Origin of the sequence: Phocaeicola sp. RTP21359st1_B8_RTP21360_211022 (assembly GCF_040911965.1) — a bacterium.
Lineage (GTDB): Bacteria > Bacteroidota > Bacteroidia > Bacteroidales > Bacteroidaceae > Phocaeicola > Phocaeicola vulgatus.
The window spans coordinates 40204-61058 of the sequence record NZ_JBDFXP010000032.1 but is presented as its reverse complement, the minus strand read 5'-3'; the positions used below and the strand labels follow the sequence as shown (position 1 = coordinate 61058).

Genomic DNA, 20855 nt, shown 5'->3' with positions numbered 1-20855 from the left:
GCGTCACAGTGGGAGAGTAGGTAGCCGCCGTTTTGATTGAAGCCTCCGGACTTGAAGAAGTTCCGGAGGCTTTTTTTTGTATACGCACGTGTGTGGCGGAGTCTAGTAACGGAAATAATCCTATGTTCTGTAACATGAATATGGTATATTTTTCTCTTTTTGCAGTACTTTTAGTGTAAATTCTATCATTAAATTCTTTTTCTATCATTGATTTTTGTACTTTTGGGCTATTCTTTTTGAATTTATTGAAGAAAGAAAGTGTTAAACTCAAAAAAATATCTTCTAAGAATATGGAAAATAAAATTCAGGAGCTTACCGATAAGATTTATCGTGAAGGTGTGGAAAAAGGAAATGAAGAAGCACAGCGACTTATCAGTAGTGCTCGCGATGAAGCAGCAAAGATTGTAGAGGATGCCCGTAAGGAAGCTGAGTCTATTCTCGCTGTAGCTCGGAAGTCAGCCAAGGAAACTGCCGAAAATACACAATCAGAAATTAAATTGTTTGCCGGACAAGCAGTAAATGCATTGAAGACCGAAATAGCTACCTTGTTGACCAATGAGGTAGTCAGTGAAAGTGTGAAAGGATTTGTGGCAGATAAGGAGTATCTGAATAAGTTTATAGTTTCATTAGCTGCCCAATGGTCTGCTAACGAATCTATCGTGATCTCTACCGCAGATGCCGAAGGACTTAAGAAATATTTTGCAGCGAACGCAAAAGCTTTGTTGGATAAAGGAGTGAGAATAGAAGAAGTGAACGGAACGAAATCACTTTTTACTATCTCACCAGCTGACGGCTCTTACAAAGTGAACTTCGGTGAAGAGGAATTTGAAAATTATTTCAAGGATTTCCTTCGTCCTCAATTAGTAGAAATGTTGTTTTAAAACGGGACTATGACAAATTATTATTGCCTGGTAGCCGGTTTGCCGGATCTTTCGTTGGAGGATGGCAAACTGAACTATACAGTGGCTAATTTTAAATCGGAAATCTATTCGGAATTATCGGAAAAGGATAGGAAGTTAATCGACTTGTTCTATTTGAAATTCGATAATGCTAACCTGTTGAAACTGTTGAAAGATAAGGAAGCTACGACAGATTTTGAGGGGAATTATTCTCAGAATGAGTTGCTGGCGCTTATCAGTTCGGTGCGTGAAGGCGATGCTCCGGATAAGAGATACCCATCTTATCTTTATGAATTTATTACTGCTTATTTGGCTCTTTCCGCAGAGGAACTCTATCGTGCGGAAGATATGTTATCTGCCTGCTATTATGCGTATGCCATGAACTGCGGTAATCAATTTGTTTCCTCCTGGTTTGAATTTAATTTGAATATCAATAATATACTGGCTGCCTTAGCTGCACGTAAATATAAAATGGACGTATCTCAGGTAGTAGTGGGCAAGACGGATGTGAGTGAGATGATTCGTACATCGAATGCCCGAGATTTCGGTTTGTCCGAGATGCTGGAATATTTTGAGCAGGTACTCCGTATCAGCGAGATTGAAGAATTAGTGGAAAGGGAAAAGAAGATAGATTTGTTGAAATGGAACTGGATGGAAGACGCTGTCTTTTTCAACTATTTTACTGTGGAACGGATTTTCGTGTTTTTGTTGAAATTGGAAATGATTGACCGTTGGATTTCTATGGATAAGGAAAAGGGAAGCGAACTGTTCCGTCAGATTATTGATAAATTAAAGGACGAGATACAGATTCCCGCAGAATTCAGATAATAAACAGATTAAAGATATATGGCAACAAAAGGAACTGTTAGTGGCGTAATAGCCAACATGGTTACTCTTACCGTTGACGGACCGGTGGCACAGAATGAGATTTGTTACATTCTGACTGGCGGAGACCGCTTGATGGCAGAGGTTATTAAGGTGGTAGGCAGCAATGTTTATGTGCAGGTGTTTGAAAGTACACGTGGATTGAAAGTTGGTGCTGAAGCCGAATTTACGGGACACATGCTTGAAGTGACTCTAGGTCCGGGTATGTTGTCTAAAAATTATGATGGTCTGCAAAACGACCTTGATAAAATGGATGGAGTGTTCCTGAAACGCGGACAATACACCTATCCATTGGATAAAGAAAGAGTGTGGCATTTTGTACCGTTGGTGAAAGTGGGTGATGAAGTTGGTCCATCGGCTTGGTTGGGACAGGTGGATGAGAACTTCCAGCCACTGAAAATTATGGTACCATTTCAGTTGACAGGTACTTATAAAGTGAAATCCATTGTTCCTGAAGGTGATTATACTATTGAGGATACTGTAGTGGTTCTAACGGACAGAGAAGGTAAAGATATTCCGGTAAACATGATTCAGAAGTGGCCGGTAAAGAAGGCTATGACTAATTATAAGGAAAAGCCGCGTCCTTATAAATTATTGGAAACCGGTGTCCGTGTTATTGATACGGTCAACCCCATTGTAGAAGGGGGAACGGGATTTATTCCCGGTCCGTTTGGTACAGGGAAAACAGTGCTTCAGCATGCCATCTCCAAGCAGGCGGAAGCGGATATCGTAATTATCGCTGCTTGTGGTGAACGTGCGAATGAGGTGGTGGAAATCTTTACGGAGTTCCCCGAACTGGTAGATCCGCATACAGGACGTAAGCTGATGGAACGTACTATCATTATTGCCAATACCTCGAACATGCCGGTGGCTGCCCGTGAAGCGTCTGTGTACACGGCTATGACCATTTCTGAGTATTATCGTGCTATGGGATTGAAAGTCTTACTGATGGCAGATTCTACTTCCCGTTGGGCGCAGGCCTTGCGTGAGATGTCCAACCGTATGGAAGAATTGCCTGGTCCGGATGCATTCCCGATGGATATCTCGGCTATTATCTCCAACTTTTACGGACGTGCGGGATATGTACATCTGAATAATGGTGAGACCGGTTCTATTACCTTTATCGGTACTGTATCTCCGGCAGGTGGTAACTTGAAGGAACCTGTAACGGAGAATACTAAAAAGGTGGCCCGTTGCTTTTATGCCTTGGAGCAGGAACGTGCCGACAGGAAGCGTTATCCGGCTGTGAACCCGATTGACTCTTATTCAAAATATCTGGAATATCCGGAATTTGAGGAATATATCGCCAAACGTATTAATGGTGAATGGATTGGTAAGGTGAACGAAATCAAAACAAGATTGTTGCGTGGTAAGGAAATTGCTGAACAGATTAATATTTTGGGTGATGATGGCGTACCTGTAGAATATCATGTAATCTTTTGGAAATCAGAGCTGATTGATTTTGTGATTCTGCAACAGGATGCTTTTGATGAAGTGGATTCAGTGACTCCGATGGAACGTCAGGAGGAGATCTTGAATATGGTAATCGACATCTGTCATACGGAATTCAAGTTTGATACTTTCATTGAGGTGATGGATTATTTCAAAAAGATGATCAACCTTTGCAAACAGATGAACTATGCTAAATATAAATCTGAGCAGTATGAGGATTTTAAGAAGCAGTTACAGGAATTGGTTGCCGAGAGAAGTGTCTGATTTTAATTTTTAATTTTAATTTATAATGAGTAGAGATGGCAACAAAAGCATTTCAAAAGATATATACTAAGATTAGCCAGATTACCAAGGCAACCTGTTCGCTGAAAGCGTCAGGAGTGGGCTATGATGAGTTGGCAATGGTTAATGGGAAATTAGCCCAGGTGGTAAAAATCATGGGTGATGAAGTGACTTTGCAGGTGTTCGAGGGTACGGAAGGTATTCCGACCAATGCTGAGGTCGTATTCTTGGGCAAGTCGCCTACACTGAAAGTGAGCGACCAGTTGGCTGGACGTTTCTTCAACGCTTTTGGTGATCCGATTGATGGAGGACCGGAAATTGAGGGACAGGAAGTGCCTATTGGCGGTCCGTCTGTGAATCCGGTTCGCCGTAAACAGCCGTCGGAACTGATTGCGACCGGTATTGCCGGTATCGATTTGAACAATACGTTGGTATCAGGACAGAAGATTCCTTTTTTTGCTGACCCTGACCAGCCGTTCAATCAAGTGATGGCCAATGTGGCATTGCGTGCCGAAACCGATAAGATTATCTTGGGCGGTATGGGTATGACTAATGACGACTACCTGTATTTTAAGAATGTATTTTCTAATGCCGGTGCGCTCGACCGTATTATCAGTTTCGTGAATACTACGGAAAATCCTCCGGTAGAACGTCTGTTGATTCCGGATATGGCGCTGACGGCTGCTGAATATTTTGCAGTGGAACATAATCAGAAAGTATTGGTGTTGCTGACTGATATGACCAGTTATGCTGATGCGTTAGCTATTGTGTCTAACCGTATGGATCAGATTCCTTCCAAGGACTCTATGCCGGGATCTCTTTATTCGGATTTGGCGAAGATTTATGAAAAAGCGGTACAATTCCCCGCAGGTGGTTCAATCACTATTATTGCGGTAACTACCTTGAGTGGCGGTGATATTACGCACGCTGTTCCTGATAATACGGGTTATATCACTGAAGGTCAGCTGTTCCTGCGTCGCGATAGTGATATCGGTAAGGTTATCGTGGACCCGTTCCGTTCGTTGTCTCGTTTGAAACAGTTGGTGAGTGGTAAGAAAACCCGTAAGGATCATCCTCAGGTGATGAATGCTGCTGTACGTTTGTATGCTGATGCCGCCAATGCCAAGACTAAGATGGAAAATGGTTTTGACTTGACTAATTATGATGAACGTACTTTGGCATTTGCTAAAGATTACGCTAATCAGTTACTCGCCATTGATGTGAATCTGGATACTACTGAAATGCTGGATGTTACATGGGGATTGTTCAGCAAATACTTTAAGCCGGAAGAAGTCAATATAAAGAAAGAATTGGTTGACCAGCATTGGAAAAAACAATAAATTAACGAAGAAACATGGCAATAAAGTTTCAATATAACAAGACCTCGCTACAACAGCTTGAGAAGCAGCTCAAGGTCCGTGTGCGTACGCTTCCTATTATTAAAAATAAGGAAAGCGCCCTCCGCATGGAAGTAAAGAGATGCAAGACAGAAGCTGCCGGGTTGGAGGAAAGGCTTGAAAAACAGATTCAGGCATACGAGGCCATGTTCGCACTTTGGAATGAATTTGATGCTTCATTAATAAAAGTGAGTGATGTTCATTTGGGTATAAAGAAGATTGCCGGTGTACGAGTTCCCTTGTTGGAAAACGTAGACTTTGACATCCGTCCCTACAGTCTGTTCAACAGCCCGAAGTGGTATTCCGATGGAATATATTTGTTGAAAGGATTGGCACAGACTGCTATTGAAAGGGAATTTATGCTTGCCAAACTGAACCTGCTGGAACATGCGCGTAAAAAGACCACTCAAAAAGTGAATCTTTTTGAGAAAGTGCAGATACCCGGATATCAGGATGCTCTGCGAAAGATAAAACGATTTATGGAGGATGAAGAGAATTTGTCCAAATCATCGCAGAAGATTCTGAAATCTATTCAAGAGAAAAGAAAGGAGGCGGAGGCATGATTACAAAAATGAAGAAGTTGACTTTCCTTATTTATCATAAGGACTATGAATGTTTCCTGCAAAATATCCGTGATTTGGGCGTAGTCCACGTGGCGGAAAAAGCGCAGGGGACAGCGGAGAATACCGAACTTCAAGAGAGCATCCGTCTGTCCGACCACTATGCTTCAACTATTAAGTTTTTGCAAGGTTTTAATGTTGAACTGCAAGAACAGAAGGGGGATACAGCCCGTGGAGAGAAAGCGTTGGAGGAAGTGGAGGCGTTACAACTGGAGAAAACCCAGTTGCAGCATCAGTTGCAGATTTGCGACAAAGAGCGTGCCGCGTTAGAGGTATGGGGAGATTTCGATCCTGCGTCGGTTATGCGGTTGCAAGAAGTTGGATATCAGGTGAATTTCTATATTTGCTCAGAGAAGAACTTTAACGAGGAATGGTTGGATACGTACTATGCTACGGAGGTTAACCGTATTGGTTCACGCATTTATTTCATTACCATAACCAAAGAAGGAACGTTGCCCGAATTGGAAGTGGAATCGGTCAAATTGCCGGTAATGTCCTTGAGTAGGCTTGCTGCCAGATGTGAAGATTTGGAACAGCAAATGAAGAGTGTGGATGATAAGTTAGCTGCCATAGCAGGAGAAAAACTTCTTTCTTTGCAAGTTGCACAAGTTAATATCCGCTCACAGATAGAATTCTCAAAAGTGGTGCTAAGTACTGAACAAGCTGCGGATGACAAATTGATGTTGTTACAGGGGTGGGCACCGGCTACGCAGATTCCGGAGATTACTAATTTTCTGAATCAACAGGAGGCGTACTTTGAAATTGCTGACCCTACGCCGGAGGACAATGTACCTATTCAGTTGAATAATAAAGGATTCTTCCGTCTGTTTGAACCGATTATGAAACTGTATATGCTTCCTAAGTATAATGAACTGGATTTGACGCCGTTCTTTGCTCCTTTCTTTATGCTCTTTTTCGGGCTGTGTTTGGGCGATTCGGGCTATGGTCTGTTCATGGTATTAGGAGTAACTGTTTATCGTATGTTGGCGAAGAATGTCGGTGCTTCCATGAAGCCCATCTTAACTTTGGTGCAGATTTTGGGTGCTTCTACTTTCTTCTGCGGTATGCTGACAGGTACTTTTTTCGGATTTAATCTGTATGGTAATGATATTCCGTTCTTTAATAAGATGCGTGATTTGTTCTTCCTGGACAATCAATGGATGTTTAATCTTTCATTGATTTTGGGAGCGGTACAGATTATTTTCGGTATGATACTGAAAGCGGCTAATCAGACCATTCAGTTCGGATTGAAATATGCATTGTCAACTATCGGATGGATTATTGTATTGGTAAGTACAGCTTTGGCATTCCTATTGGGAGATACCATGCCGATGGGAGGAACTGTCCATTTGGTAATTCTGGGGCTTGCCGGTGTGCTGATTTTCTTGCTCAACAGTCCAGGAAAGAATATTTTTCTCAATATCGGTTTGGGTTTGTGGGATTCCTACAATATGGCAACCGGTTTGCTGGGGGATATCCTTTCGTATGTGCGTTTGTTTGCTTTAGGTCTGTCGGGTGGTATTCTTGCCAGCGTATTCAATAGTCTGGCGGCTGGAATGAGTCCTGATAATGCAATTGCAGGTCCGATAGTGATGGTATTGATTTTCTTGATAGGTCATTCTATCAACATGTTTATGAATATATTGGGAGCGATGGTTCATCCGATGCGTCTGACTTTCGTGGAGTTTTTTAAGAATTCGGGTTACGAAGGAGGGGGTAAGGAGTACAAGCCTTTCAAGAATTGAAGAATGAGAATAAAGAATTAAAAGCTGTTTAAGCCTTTTCGGCATTGTCATTTTGAATAAATGTTGTATCCTTGTGCAGACAGAAAAGCTAGAAAGGGAGAATCTGAAGCATAGTATGCAGATATTTCGCTAAGTTCTGGATGACATGAAAAGTATTCCTTTTAGGAGAAGTTTGATAAAATAAAGAATTTAAAAATTAAAAATAGAAGAATTATGGAAATGAATTTATTGATTGCTTATGTAGGTATTGCAATTATGGTTGGTTTATCAGGTATCGGTAGTGCGTATGGTGTAACTATCGCAGGTAATGCATCTATCGGTGCATTGAAGAAGAATGATAGTGCATTCGGTAACTTCTTGGTGTTGACTGCACTTCCCGGTACACAGGGACTGTATGGTTTTGCCGGTTATTTCATGTTCCAGAGTATTTTCGGTGTTCTGACTCCGGCTATTACAGGTATTCAAGCTGCTGCCGTGTTGGGTTCCGGTATTGCTTTGGGACTTGTAGCTCTTTTCTCCGCTATCCGTCAGGGGCAGGTTTGTGCTAATGGTATTGCTGCCATTGGCCAAGGACATAATGTATTTGGTAATACATTGATTTTGGCCGTTTTTCCTGAATTGTATGCTATTGTTGCTTTGGCTGCAACCTTCTTGATGGGATCTGCATTGGCTGCGTAATCAGATTAGTTTTTTTATATGGGCGGTTATTTCCTGTTTTTATGGAAATAGCCGCTTTTCTTATTCTAATGTAAGGCAGAACCTTAAAAATATTTATTATTGTAGCCGATATCAGTATTTTTTTGTGAAGATTGTTAGAGTAAAATAATTGAATGCTAATTCAGAAACTATCTGAATAACATAAAGTTGCAAAAAAACTTTATTATCTCATTGAAAATATGTAACTTTGCGCTCGAATTAAGATTAGTTAATAGATGGCAAAAGAATTGTTAGCCCCTGATTATATATTCGAAGCAAGTTGGGAGGTATGTAATAAAGTAGGGGGAATTTATACGGTGTTGTCCACCAGGGCCAAAACACTGCAGGAAGCATTCAAAGACAAAGTCTTTTTCATAGGACCCGATTTTTGGGCAGGAAAGGAAAATCCTTTGTTCAGTGAAAATGAAAATCTTTGTGCGGCATGGCGTGAACATGCTTTGAAGAAAGACGGATTGAAAGTTCGTGTGGGACGCTGGAATATTCCGGGAGAGCCTATTGTCATATTGGTGGATTTTTATCCTTTTTTCTCTAAAAGAAATGAAATATATGGCCGGATGTGGGAGGATTTTAAAGTTGATTCACTTCATGCTTATGGAGATTACGACGAAGCGTCTATGTTTTCTTATGCAGCCGGAAAAGTGGTTGAAAGCTTTTATCGTTTCAATCTGACCGAAAATGATAAGGTCATTTATCAGGCACATGAATGGATGACAGGTATGGGGGCCCTTTATTTGCAGAAAGCGGTACCCGAAATAGCTACCATTTTTACTACTCACGCTACTTCTATAGGCCGGTCTATCGCCGGAAACAATAAACCCCTTTACGATTACTTATTTGCTTATAATGGCGACCAAATGGCGCGTGAACTCAATATGGAGGCAAAGCATTCTATTGAGAAGCAGACTGCGCATCATGTGGATTGCTTTACTACGGTCAGTGAGATTACCAACAACGAATGCAAGGAGTTGTTGGACAAGCCGGCAGATGTGGTGTTGATGAATGGGTTTGAGGATGACTTTGTTCCGCAAGGTCGTACATTTGCCGCCAAGCGTAAGAAAGCTCGTGCTGCGATGTTGAATTTGGCTAATAAATTGCTTGGCTTGACGATGAGCGATGATACTCTTATTGTGGGTACAAGCGGTCGTTATGAGTTTAAAAATAAAGGTATCAATGTCTATTTGGAGTCCTTGAACCGATTGACCCGTGATAAAAATTTGAAAAAAGAGGTGCTGGCATTTATTAATGTACCAGGTTGGGTAGGGGATCCTCGTGAGGATTTGGTGGAACGTTTGAAAAGCAAAGAGAATTTCACAACTCCGTTGGAGTGTCCGTTTATCACACATTGGTTGCATAATATGAGTCATGATCAGGTACTTGATATGATGAAGTATTTGGGAATGTCCAATTCGGCGGAATCTAAGGTAAAAGTAATATTTGTACCTTGTTATCTGGATGGAAAGGATGGTATCTTGAATTTGGAATATTATGATTTGGTGTTGGGGAATGACTTGAGTGTTTATCCTTCCTATTATGAACCTTGGGGGTATACACCTTTGGAAAGTGTAGCATTCCATGTACCTACTATAACAACTGATCTGGCCGGATTTGGTTTGTGGGTAAACTCGTTGAAGGGTAGATACAGTGAGTTGAAAGATGGTGTGAAAGTTATCCATCGCTCGGATTACAACTATTCTGAAGTGGCGGATGTTATAAAGGACACTATATCGGAATTTTCGGGATTGCCGGAAAATACAATCAAGACAGTGCGTAAAAATGCGGCGGACATTGCTGAAAAGGCATTGTGGAAGCATTTTATCAAATATTATTATGAAGCTTATGATGTGGCATTGCATAATGCACAGAAAAGGCTTGTTATGAATAGCTAATTAATTATTAATAAATAATTTGAGAGACATGAAAATCAAAGTAAGTAATGCGAATACTCCTAATTGGAAGGAAGTTACAGTAAAATCACACATTCCCGAAGAACTGAAGAAGTTGGAGGAAATGGCTCGTAACATCTGGTGGGCATGGAATTACGAAGCAACAGACCTGTTTAGAGATTTAGATCCTGCAACTTGGAAAGAAGTGGGGCAGAATCCCGTTGCTTTATTGGAACGTTTGAGCTATGAAAAGCTGGAGGCATTAACTCAGGATAAGGTGATTGTAAAGCGCATGAATGATGTATATGCTAAATTCAAAGCTTATGTAGATGCTAAGCCGGATAGCAAACGTCCTTCTGTTGCTTATTTCTGTATGGAGTATGGTTTGACACATGTTTTGAAAATCTATTCCGGTGGGCTGGGTATTTTGGCCGGTGACTACTTGAAAGAAGCATCAGACAGTAATGTAGATATGTGTGGTGTTGGCTTCTTGTATCGTTATGGGTATTTTAGCCAAAGCCTTTCAATGGATGGTCAGCAGATTGCTAACTATGAATCACAGAATTTCGGTAGCCTGCCTATTGAACGTGTAATGGATGAAAACGGACAGCCGATGGTAGTTGATGTTCCTTATTTGAACTATTTCGTTCATGCATACGTATGGAAGGTAAATGTAGGACGTGTTCCTTTGTATCTGCTAGATACGGATAATGAAATGAACAGCGAATTTGATCGTCCTATCACTTATCAGTTGTATGGTGGAGATTGGGAGAACCGTTTGAAACAAGAAATCTTGTTAGGTATCGGTGGTGTGTTGCTGCTGAAGAAATTGGGCATTAAGAAAGATGTCTATCATTGTAATGAAGGACATGCTGCTTTGTGTAATGTGCAGCGTTTGTGTGATTATGTAGAAAGCGGGCTGACATTTGACCAGGCTTTGGAAGTAGTTCGTTCTTCTTCTTTATATACGGTTCATACTCCGGTTCCTGCGGGGCATGACTATTTTGATGAAGGCTTGTTTGGAAAATATATGGGTGGTTATCCACAGCGTATGGGGATTTCTTGGCAGGATTTGATGGACTTGGGTCGTATTAATCCGGGTGATGCAGGCGAACGTTTTTGTATGTCTACATTTGCTTGTAACACTTGTCAGGAAGTAAACGGTGTGAGCTGGTTGCATGGCAAGGTTTCTCAGGAGATGTTCTCTGGAATTTGGAAAGGCTATTTCCCTGAAGAAAGTCATGTAGGTTATGTAACTAATGGTGTTCATTTCCCAACGTGGAGTGCTACTGAATGGAAGAAGCTATATGCTAAGCATTTTGCTCCTAATTTCCTGGAAGATCAGTCTAATGAGAAAATTTGGGAAGCTATTTATAATGTAGCCGATGAAGAAATTTGGGAAACCCGTATGGCTTTGAAGTACAAATTGGTTGACCATATTCGTAAGCAGTTCAGTGAAAGCTGGTTGAAGAACCAAGGTGATCCTTCACGTATCGTTTCTCTGATGGAAAAGATTAATCCGAATGCCTTGTTGATTGGGTTTGCCCGTCGTTTTGCTACTTACAAACGTGCGCATCTGCTGTTTACTGATTTGGAACGTTTGTCTAAGATTGTGAACAATCCTGATTATCCGGTACAGTTCTTATTTGCAGGTAAGGCTCATCCACACGATGGTGCAGGTCAGGGGTTGATCAAGAAGATTGTGGAAATTTCCCGTCGTCCGGAATTCTTGGGCAAAATCATCTTCCTGGAAAATTATGATATGCAGTTGGCACGGCGTCTGGTCTCAGGTGTTGATATTTGGATGAATACTCCTACCCGTCCTTTGGAAGCTTCTGGAACATCAGGCGAGAAGGCTTTGATGAATGGTGTTGTTAACTTCTCTGTGCTTGACGGTTGGTGGCTGGAAGGTTACCGTGAAGGAGCAGGATGGGCGTTAACTGAAAAACGTACTTATCAGAATCAAGATCATCAAGATCAATTGGATGCCGCAACTATTTATAGTATTTTGGAAAATGAGATTCTTCCATTGTATTATGCACGTAACCGTAAGGGATATTCTGAGGGTTGGGTGAAGACTATCAAGAATTCTATTGCTCAGGTGGCTCCTCATTATACAATGAAACGTCAGTTAGACGATTATTATGCTAAGTTCTATACTAAAGAAGCAAAACGTTTTAAAGAATTGGTAGCCAATGATTATGCAAAGGCTAAGGAACTGGCTGCTTGGAAAGAAAGAGTTGCAGAACTTTGGGATTCCATTGAAATCGTTTCATGTGAAAAGACGGAAGAGCTGGCTAGCGGTAATATTGAAAGCGGAAAAGAATATATCATTACTTATGTTATAGATGAAAAGGGATTGGATGATGCAGTAGGTATTGAACTGGTTACCACTTTCACGAATGCGGAAGGTAAAGAGCATATCTATTCTGTAGAACCAATGGAAGTAATTAAGAAAGAAGGTAACTTGTATACATTCCAGGTTAAACACAGTTTGTCTAACTCAGGCAGCTTCAAGGTGGCATACCGTATGTTCCCGAAGAATGTTGATTTGCCTCATCGTCAGGACTTCTGCTATGTTCGTTGGTTTAACTAATCATTGAATTAAGATAATATTTCTATTTAAAGAACTGTTTCCTTGGAAAAGAGAGGAAGCAGTTCTTTTTTATTAGTATGTTCGCCCAAAGTTTCATTGATATTATCATTCCAGTTAAGATTGTTATGGAAAGTGCGCATTATTGGGAAGGATAGGACGAGTATAAAAAATACCGATGCCTTTCTAGACATCGGTATTTTACTTTGTAAACTATTTTGCAGTTATTTTATTTCAATAGTTCGTTCAGTTTGGACTTGATGGCATCTCCACGGAGATTACGTGCAACAATGGTACCTTCCTGATCAACCAATACGGTAGCAGGAATTGAATTGACACCATAAAGTTTTGCACCTGCATTGTTCCAACCTTGCAGGTCAGACATTTGCGGCCATGTAATATTCAAGGCAGTGATAGCCTCTTTCCACTTGTCTGCATTCTCGTCTAAAGAAATACCTACAATTCCGAAGCCTTTATCTTTGAAAGCCTTGTATGCTTCTACAACATTGGGCATTTCTTTACGGCAAGGTCCGCACCAGCTAGCCCAAAAGTCAATCAAAGTATATTTATTTTTGCTGACGAAATCAGACAGGCTTACAGTTTTACCTTCAGGGGTCTGCATAGAGAAATCAATGTATTTCTGACCTACAGCCGTTTTCTCTGAAGTTTCAATGTGGGCTTTCAACTTGTTGATACGTTCATTAACTAATGCAGCGGGAATTTTTTCTACCAACGCTTTTTGTTTGTCGAGTTCGAATGCGCCTGCATAGGAAGGGAGAAGATATACACCGACCGGATTGGTGATATTGGCTTCAATTGTTTGATAAACCATATCCATGCCTACACTGTCTTTCTTTTCAATCTCAGCCATGATAGCTTCTACCTGTTCTTCTGTCAAGCTAGTGTCGCTTTGAGCCTTTTGGTACATTTCATTCATTTCCTTGCTTAAAGCCATGAAGCCATCTTTGAATTTTTGGTAAGCGTCGTTATTAGGAGTACCTGAAACTTTGCTTTCCTTACCTAAGGTTACATTAATATTTCCATTTTCAAGAAAAAGATCAGTAAAGTAACGCTTGTCTCCTTTCATATAAGTGATGTAGCGGTTTACAGCCGTATCTTGTTTTCCGGTGAATACGAAAGTTCCGCTTTTGACAATAGCAGAATCAAGTTTTACAAGGTTTCCTCCTGCGTATTCCTGTAAATAGATCGTGTCGCCATCAGTGATGTCTTCTACTGAACCTGTAACCTTATAGGAAGGCGAATTCTGACATGCAACGAAAGCCATACTTCCTGCAGCCAATAAATAAACTAATTTTTTCATTTTAATATGATTATAATTTGAACGCAAAGATAACTACTTAATTAATATGTTTGCGGAAAAAAGGTTTTTATTTTCAGAATGAAATAAGGAATCTATAGTTTTGCTTTGCTTTTTTTGAATTTTATGGGCACTCATTCAATTCCTTTGGTTATAATTTGTACAGGGGGCTGCCTTACTGTTACAGTTGATCGGTAATATTCTGGATCTTTCGAAAATCGAATCGGGCACATTGAAGTTTGTGTAGAGTGATGTGAATATTAATGCAATGATGTACGATTTGGAGGAATTATTTCAATTACGGAATAAAAATAATCCGGAGGTGGAGATCGGGTTTGCGCCCGGCATGGAAGAGTACATGATTCGTACCGAGCGATAACGTTTCATTCAAGCTATATCCAACTTAGTTATTAATGCAATGAAATTTATTTTCTAAGGAAGTTTTATCATGGGTTATGAACAACAGGAGGGAAAATGTATTTTTATGTAAAAGATGCAGATTGTGGAATTCCGGAAGAGAAGCAGGGGCAGATATTTTAACGCTTTGTACAATTGAATACTTTCAAGTAGAGTATAGGATTGGGACTTTCTATTTGTAGCAGTATTATTATGGGAGATCGGGTAGATGTTGAATCCGAGCAGGGAGAAGGTCTCATTTTTTTGTTTACAATTTCTCAAAAGCCTATCATTCACTTTGCTGGGAGAAGAGAAATAGTACGCACAATGGAAAATTATTAGTCGGATGAATAAATATTACTTTATTTATATCCTCCATTCTTGAAAAATACCGTAATTTTGCAACTCAATTACAAAATGAGTATGCAACAATCTAATTATATAATTGAGGTAAAAGGTGTTTCCAAGTTTTTTGGTGATAAAATGGTCTTGGATAACATTAATTTATATGTAAAAAAAGGTGAGTTTGTAACTGTGTTGGGACCCTCCGGTTGCGGAAAGACAACTCTTTTACGTTTGATTGCCGGTTTTCAGACTGCTTCGGAAGGCGAGATAAAGATAGCTGGAAAAGAGATCACGCAGACACCTCCGCATAAGCGTCCGGTAAATACTGTGTTCCAGAAGTATGCTTTGTTCCCTCATTTGAATGTGTTCGATAATATTGCCTTCGGATTGAAATTGAAAAAGATCTCTAAGCAGACTATCGAGAAGAAAGTAAAGGCTGCTCTTCGTATGGTAGGGATGACGGACTATGAGTATCGGGATGTGAATTCCTTGTCAGGCGGGCAGCAACAGCGTGTAGCCATAGCCCGTGCTATTGTCAATGAGCCGGAGGTGTTGTTGCTGGATGAGCCTTTGGCTGCTTTGGACTTGAAGATGCGTAAAGATATGCAGATGGAATTAAAAGAGATGCATAAGACATTGGGCATCACTTTTATTTATGTGACGCATGACCAAGAGGAAGCTTTAACACTGAGCGACACGATTGTTGTAATGAGTGAAGGAAAAATACAGCAGATCGGAACACCGGTGGATATTTATAACGAACCCATCAATTCGTTTGTAGCTGATTTTATAGGTGAGAGCAATATTCTGAACGGAACTATGATACAGGACAAGCTTGTGCGTTTTGCAGGAGTGGAATTTGAATGTGTAGATGAAGGTTTCGGTGAAAATATGCCGGTAGATGTTGTGGTACGTCCTGAAGATTGGTATATTTTTCCGGATTCGGATGCTTCACAGATTTCAGGTATCGTAACCTCATCCATCTTTAAAGGTGTGCATTATGAAATGGTGGTTGAGGCCAATGGTTATGAATTTATTGTACAGGACTATCATCATTTTGCTGTGGGTGAGCAGGTAGGTTTGTTGATAAAACCTTTTGATATCCATATTATGAAAAAAGAACGTGTATGCAATACGTTTGAAGGAGAACTGACAGATGGAACACATGTGGAATTTCTGGGATGTACGTTTGAGTGTCTGCCAGTGGTTGACATTGAGCCGGGAACTAAAGTAAAAGTGCAGGTAGATTTCAAGGATATCATTTTGCAGGATAATGAAGAGGATGGAACTTTAACCGGAGATGTACGTTTTATCCTATATAAGGGAGATCATTATCACCTCACTGTGTCATCGGACTGGGGTGAGGATATTTTTGTTGATACCAATGATGTATGGGACAATGGTGATCATGTAGGTATCAGCATCTTTCCCGAAAGTATAAAAATAACTCAGATTGTAGAATCATAATAAAGAAAAGAGGTGCTCAGAACGATACGATTTTTCTTGTCTTCACGTAAAAGTTGGACTATTCCTTACGTGATATTTTCGGCGGTATTTGTTATTCTTCCGCTACTTTTAATAGTGGTTTATGCATTTATGGATGATGCGGGGCATTTCACATTGGGAAATTTTGCCAAATTTTTCGCCCATCCCGAGGCAATCAACACATTTGTTTATTCTATTGGCGTGGCCATCATCACAACAGTGGTATGTATCTTATTGGGATATCCTGCTGCCTATATTCTGACACAGACGCGGATGAAATATGCATCGACAGTGGTGGTATTGTTTATTTTGCCCATGTGGGTGAATATTTTAATACGTACACTGGCTACGGTGGCCTTGTTCGATTTTATGAACGTATCTTTAGGAGAGGGGGCTTTGATATTCGGTATGGTATATAATTTTTTGCCTTTTATGATTTATCCTATTTACAACACTTTGCAGAAATTGGATAAAAGTTATGTGGAAGCGGCGCAAGATTTGGGCGCCAATCCCATGCAAGTGTTTTTCAAGGCTGTGTTGCCCCTGTCTATGCCAGGTATTGTGAGTGGTATATTAATGGTATTTATGCCTACTATCTCCACATTTGCTATTGCCGAATTATTGACAATGAATAATATTAAATTATTTGGCACTACTATCCAGGAAAATATTAATAATAGTATGTGGAATTATGGGGCGGCCTTGTCGTTGATCATGTTGTTCCTTATTGGTGCGACAACCTTGCTCGCTTCAGATGATAAGGATCATAACGAAGGAGGCGGACTATGGTAAAGAAAATTTTGTGTCAGGGGTATTTGTGGCTGCTTCTGCTATTGCTTTATGCGCCTATTTTTATCATTATGATCTATTCGTTTACCGAAGCAAAGGTGCTGGGCAACTGGACTGGGTTTTCCACCAAACTCTATTCATCCCTGTTTGTTGCGGGTACACATCATTCATTGACAAATGCCTTGGTCAATACCTTGAGCATTGCCTTTATTGCAGCTACCGTATCCACCTTGCTGGGCAGTATTACGGCAATCGGCATATTCAATCTTCGTCCCCGTGCCCGTAAAGCAATCAGTTTTGTCAATAATATCCCTATTTTGAATGGAGATATTATTATTGGTATATCTCTATTCTTGCTGTTCGTATCTTTGGGTATTCCACAAGGATATACCACTGTAGTGCTTGCACATATCACATTCTGTACTCCATATGTGGTGTTAAGTGTGTTGCCGCGTTTGAAACAGATGAATCCGAATATTTATGAGGCGGCGCTTGACTTGGGGGCTACTCCTATGCAGGCACTCCGCAAGGTGATTGTTCCTGAGATTCTTCCGGGAATGATTTCAGGTTTTATGTTGGCGGTGACTTTGTCCATTGACGATTTTGCCGTGACTGTATTTACTATTGGTAATGAAGGGCTTGAAACTCTTTCCACCTATATTTATGCGGATGCACGGAAAGGAGGGTTGACCCCTGAACTTCGTCCGCTTTCTACCATTATATTCGTATTGGTGCTGGTATTGCTGGTTATCATCAATCGCCGTGCAGGCAAGAAAAAGGAGGTATAAAAAATGAGGAAAATAAATAGATGGCTGATGGTGTGTGTGTGCGCGTTATTCTCTTTAACCGGATGCTATAACACAGAGCCTCGTGAGAGTGTGCTGAAAATATATAATTGGGCCGATTACATTGATGAGGATATGTTGGCGGAATTTCCCCGGTGGTACAAAGAACAGACGGGGGAAGATATTCGGATTGTCTATCAGACTTTTGACATCAATGAAATCATGTTGACCAAGATAGAACGCGGGCATGAAGATTTTGATGTAGTTTGTCCTTCGGAGTATATCATAGAGCGCATGCTGAGGAAAGGTTTATTGCTTCCCATTGATACCGTTTTTGGAAAGACCCCCAATTATCTGCATAATGAATCTCCTTATATCCGTGAACAATTGGATAAATTGAGCTGGTCGGGGCATCGTGCTTCAGATTATGCCATCGGTTATATGTGGGGAACAGCAGGTATCCTTTTTAATACCGATCATGTTCCAGCGGAAGATGCCAGGACTTGGGCCAGTCTTTGGAATCTGAAATATGAGAACAAGATCCTGATGAAGGAAAGTTATCGTGATGCATATGGTACCGCATTGATTTATGCCAATGCCGAGGATTTGAAAAAAGGCAAGGTTACGGTAGAGGAGTTGATGAACAACTATTCGCAAGCATCCATCGATACAGTTGAGAAGTATCTGAAAGCCATGAAACCCTTGATAGCAGGTTGGGAAGCTGATTTTGGCAAGGAAATGATGACTAAAGGTAAAACATGGCTGAACATGACCTGGAGCGGGGATGCGGTATGGGCGATAGAAGAGGCTGAAGGAGTGGGCATCCATCTGGACTATGAGGTGCCGGTGGAAGGAAGTAATGTGTGGTATGACGGATGGGTGATCCCTAAGTATGCTAGAAATAAAAAGGCTGCCAGTTATTTTATTAATTATTTATGCCGTCCCGATGTGGCTTTACGTAATATGGACGCCTGTGGTTATGTGAGTGCCGTTGCTACTCCCGAGATTTTGGAGGCAAAAATAGATACTACTTTATCTTACTTTGCAGATTTAAGCTATTTTTTCGGTCCTGCTGCCGATAGTATACAAATAGATAAGGTACAGTATCCTGACCGTACAGTGGTGGAGCGTTGTGCCATGATTCGTGATTCCGGTGACAAGACCGAATTGGTCTTGGAAATGTGGTCGCGTGTAAAAGGGGATAATTTGGGGGTAGGCGTGGTTATTGTGATTCTGGTATCTGCCGGGATTATGGTAGTATTCACCGTGTATAGAAAACTTCAGCGTTATCAGCATGAAAAGGCTCAATATCGTCGCAGGAATCATCGAAGAAAGAAATGACTTTATAAGGGAAGGAAACATTTAGTCTTGCTGATAAAACGATTTAGGGAATCCAATCTTTAGGTAGAATTAAAATAAAAGTCCGAACTTGGGAAAGTCCGGACTTTTATTTCTATAATCATATAAAGATTAAATGATGTATTGTGAAGAGATAGACTCATTATTCATCACGCGGCGGATTGTTTCAGCAAACATATCAGCAATGGTCAGTTGCTTCACTTTAGAGCAACGGTTAGCATAAGGAATACTATCGGTAAATACCATTTCTTCCAAGCCGGAGTTCTGAACGCGTTCGGATGCAGGACCTGACATTACACAGTGAGAAGCGATAGCGCGGACGGAAATAGCTCCCGCTTCTTTCATAATATCGGCAGCTTTGGTAATAGTACCTGCTGTATCTACCATATCGTCAATTAAGATGACATTTTTATTTTTTACATCACCGATAATTTGCATGGTGGCCACTTCATTGGCTTTCAGGCGCGTCTTGTTGCAGAGTACTAAGGGTACACCCAAATATTTGGAATAAGTGCTGGCGCGTTTTGAACCACCCACGTCCGGAGTTGCGATTACCAAGTCTTCCAGTTGCAATGATTCAATGTAAGGCAGGAATACGCCAGAAGCGTAGAGGTGGTCTACCGGTACATCAAAGAATCCTTGAATCTGATCGGCATGCAAATCCATTGTGATTAAACGGTCGATGCCTGCTACGCTCAGAAGATCGGCTACCAGTTTAGCACCGATAGAAACACGAGGTTTGTCTTTTCTGTCCTGACGTGCCCATCCAAAGTAGGGAATAACGGCTACAATGCTTTTTGCAGAGGCTCTTTTAGCTGCATCAATCATTAGCAGCAGTTCCATTAAGTTGTCAGAGTTAGGAAAGGTAGATTGAACTAGAAAAACATGTGCGCCTCTAATTGATTCTTCATAAGAAACAGCGAACTCACCATCAGCAAAATGCATGATGTTCATGTTTCCTAATTTGCAACCGAGGCTGTTGCAAATCTTTTCTGCAAGGTATCTCGAATTTGTTCCTGAGAATACCCTAAAAGGTGATGTTTTGCTCATTTTTGTAATAGATATTACCTATTTGTTAATTTGCGTGCAAAGGTACGTATTATAATTAGAAATTAAAAATAGAAATTTAAAAATAACTTCTCATTATTGTAATATGCTTGGTTTGAAGCATATTCTTCGTTTTTTAGGCTTCTATTCTAAATTATTTTGATAAATCAGTCTGCTAAATCTCTTAATTTCCGGAAATGTTCTATCACGCACCGATAATCGCGATCGGTACACGCATCGAATTTATTCCAAAGGGCGCCCAATATGGCGGCTCCTCCGAAACCAAAGTCCTTTACCTCCAGCAAGTTTTCTTCGTCAATGCCTCCCAAAGCTATGACTTTTTTGTCAATAATGCCTGCTTTGGCGGCGGTACGGAGTTCTTCGGCGGTGTATGCCGAGTTATAATTTAGTTTGGATATGCTATTGAATACCGGACTCAGAAATACATAATCGCAACTGGATTTGCGCTCTTTAACTTCGTCTAGCGAATGGCAAGAACAACTGACATGTCCTTTGTATCCTTCCGGCAGGTTCGGATTACGACCGTTCAGGTGAATTCCTTTCAGTTTGTATTCCTCTTTCAGATAAAAATGTCCGTGAACCACGATGCGTTTGTGATATTGTTCGGGGATAAGGGTTAGCAGACGTTCTGCAAACATGGGTGCTGTACCGGGCTTTCGCAGATGGAGTGTGTCTAGTCCCTCCTCGAAAAGAGCTGTAATTATTTTATCTTCCTCCACAAAATAAGTGGGGGGCGTTATTAGAATTAACTTCATACCTTATGACTAATTGCTAAGCAAAGATAGCAACCTATTTGTAATAATCCTAGTGGATTTATAGATTTATTTTTGATAAACC

17 protein-coding genes are annotated in these 20855 nt (G+C 40.7%); 13 read left to right on the top strand and 4 right to left on the bottom strand.

Annotation, left to right across the window (positions count from 1 at the left end; genetic code table 11):
• The coding region (locus tag AB5062_RS15840; protein ID WP_368326916.1) for a hypothetical protein at positions 1-208 on the bottom strand (208 nt) is incomplete at its 3' end.
• Positions 209-290: 82 nt separating this feature from the next.
• On the opposite strand from AB5062_RS15840, the gene AB5062_RS15835 reads away from it, so the two are divergent.
• The 9 genes from AB5062_RS15835 (at position 291) to glgP (ending at position 12476) form a co-directional block, all read left to right on the top strand.
• Entirely contained in the window at positions 291-881 is a 591-nt protein-coding gene (locus AB5062_RS15835) for a hypothetical protein (RefSeq protein ID WP_005839519.1), read from the top strand.
• Between the two features lie 9 nt (positions 882-890).
• Entirely contained in the window at positions 891-1727 is an 837-nt protein-coding gene (locus AB5062_RS15830; RefSeq protein ID WP_032953184.1) for a DUF2764 domain-containing protein, read from the top strand.
• 18 nt (positions 1728-1745) lie between these two features.
• Complete coding sequence (locus tag AB5062_RS15825) at positions 1746-3500, top strand: V-type ATP synthase subunit A (RefSeq protein ID WP_005839523.1); 1755 nt, start codon at positions 1746-1748, stop codon at positions 3498-3500.
• A gap of 35 nt (positions 3501-3535) precedes the next feature.
• Entirely contained in the window at positions 3536-4858 is a 1323-nt protein-coding gene (locus AB5062_RS15820) for a V-type ATP synthase subunit B (protein WP_005839525.1), read from the top strand.
• Between the two features lie 14 nt (positions 4859-4872).
• Positions 4873-5478 (top strand): V-type ATP synthase subunit D, encoded by a 606-nt coding sequence (locus AB5062_RS15815; RefSeq protein ID WP_005839527.1) that lies wholly within the window; start codon positions 4873-4875, stop codon positions 5476-5478.
• Positions 5475-7280: a V-type ATP synthase subunit I gene (locus AB5062_RS15810; protein WP_032953186.1), complete on the top strand. Its 1806-nt coding sequence runs from the start codon at positions 5475-5477 to the stop codon at positions 7278-7280. The genes AB5062_RS15815 and AB5062_RS15810 overlap by 4 nt, the downstream gene beginning before the upstream one ends.
• A 213-nt stretch (positions 7281-7493) precedes the next feature.
• On the top strand, positions 7494-7958 hold the full coding sequence (locus AB5062_RS15805; protein WP_005839531.1) for a V-type ATP synthase subunit K: 465 nt from the start codon (positions 7494-7496) through the stop codon (positions 7956-7958).
• A gap of 254 nt (positions 7959-8212) precedes the next feature.
• On the top strand, positions 8213-9883 hold the full coding sequence (locus AB5062_RS15800) for a glycogen/starch synthase (RefSeq protein WP_005839533.1): 1671 nt from the start codon (positions 8213-8215) through the stop codon (positions 9881-9883).
• A gap of 28 nt (positions 9884-9911) precedes the next feature.
• The gene (gene glgP, locus AB5062_RS15795) at positions 9912-12476 is read left to right on the top strand and encodes an alpha-glucan family phosphorylase (protein WP_005839535.1); all 2565 of its coding nucleotides are present in this window, start codon (positions 9912-9914) and stop codon (positions 12474-12476) included.
• 226 nt (positions 12477-12702) lie between these two features.
• On the opposite strand, the gene AB5062_RS15790 is transcribed toward glgP, so the two are convergent.
• On the bottom strand, positions 12703-13794 hold the full coding sequence (locus AB5062_RS15790) for a TlpA disulfide reductase family protein (protein WP_008781589.1): 1092 nt from the start codon (positions 13792-13794) through the stop codon (positions 12703-12705).
• An 810-nt stretch (positions 13795-14604) separates the two neighbouring features.
• Here AB5062_RS15790 and potA point away from each other — a divergent pair.
• The 4 genes from potA to AB5062_RS15770 are packed head-to-tail and all read left to right on the top strand — an operon-like array spanning position 14605 to position 18932.
• Positions 14605-15999, top strand: coding sequence for a polyamine ABC transporter ATP-binding protein (potA, locus tag AB5062_RS15785; RefSeq protein WP_171030637.1), 1395 nt, complete (start codon positions 14605-14607; stop codon positions 15997-15999).
• A gap of 12 nt (positions 16000-16011) precedes the next feature.
• On the top strand, positions 16012-16809 hold the full coding sequence (locus tag AB5062_RS15780; protein WP_005839541.1) for an ABC transporter permease: 798 nt from the start codon (positions 16012-16014) through the stop codon (positions 16807-16809).
• Positions 16803-17594: an ABC transporter permease gene (locus AB5062_RS15775; protein ID WP_005839542.1), complete on the top strand. Its 792-nt coding sequence runs from the start codon at positions 16803-16805 to the stop codon at positions 17592-17594. Before AB5062_RS15780 ends, AB5062_RS15775 begins: the two co-directional genes overlap by 7 nt.
• A gap of 3 nt (positions 17595-17597) precedes the next feature.
• Complete coding sequence (locus AB5062_RS15770) at positions 17598-18932, top strand: ABC transporter substrate-binding protein (RefSeq protein WP_032953187.1); 1335 nt, start codon at positions 17598-17600, stop codon at positions 18930-18932.
• A gap of 129 nt (positions 18933-19061) precedes the next feature.
• On the opposite strand, the gene AB5062_RS15765 is transcribed toward AB5062_RS15770, so the two are convergent.
• Entirely contained in the window at positions 19062-20000 is a 939-nt protein-coding gene (locus AB5062_RS15765; protein ID WP_005845942.1) for a ribose-phosphate pyrophosphokinase, read from the bottom strand.
• A 164-nt stretch (positions 20001-20164) separates the two neighbouring features.
• Positions 20165-20773, bottom strand: coding sequence for a thiamine phosphate synthase (locus AB5062_RS15760; protein ID WP_005845944.1), 609 nt, complete (start codon positions 20771-20773; stop codon positions 20165-20167).
• Positions 20774-20855: the final 82 nt, after the last annotated feature.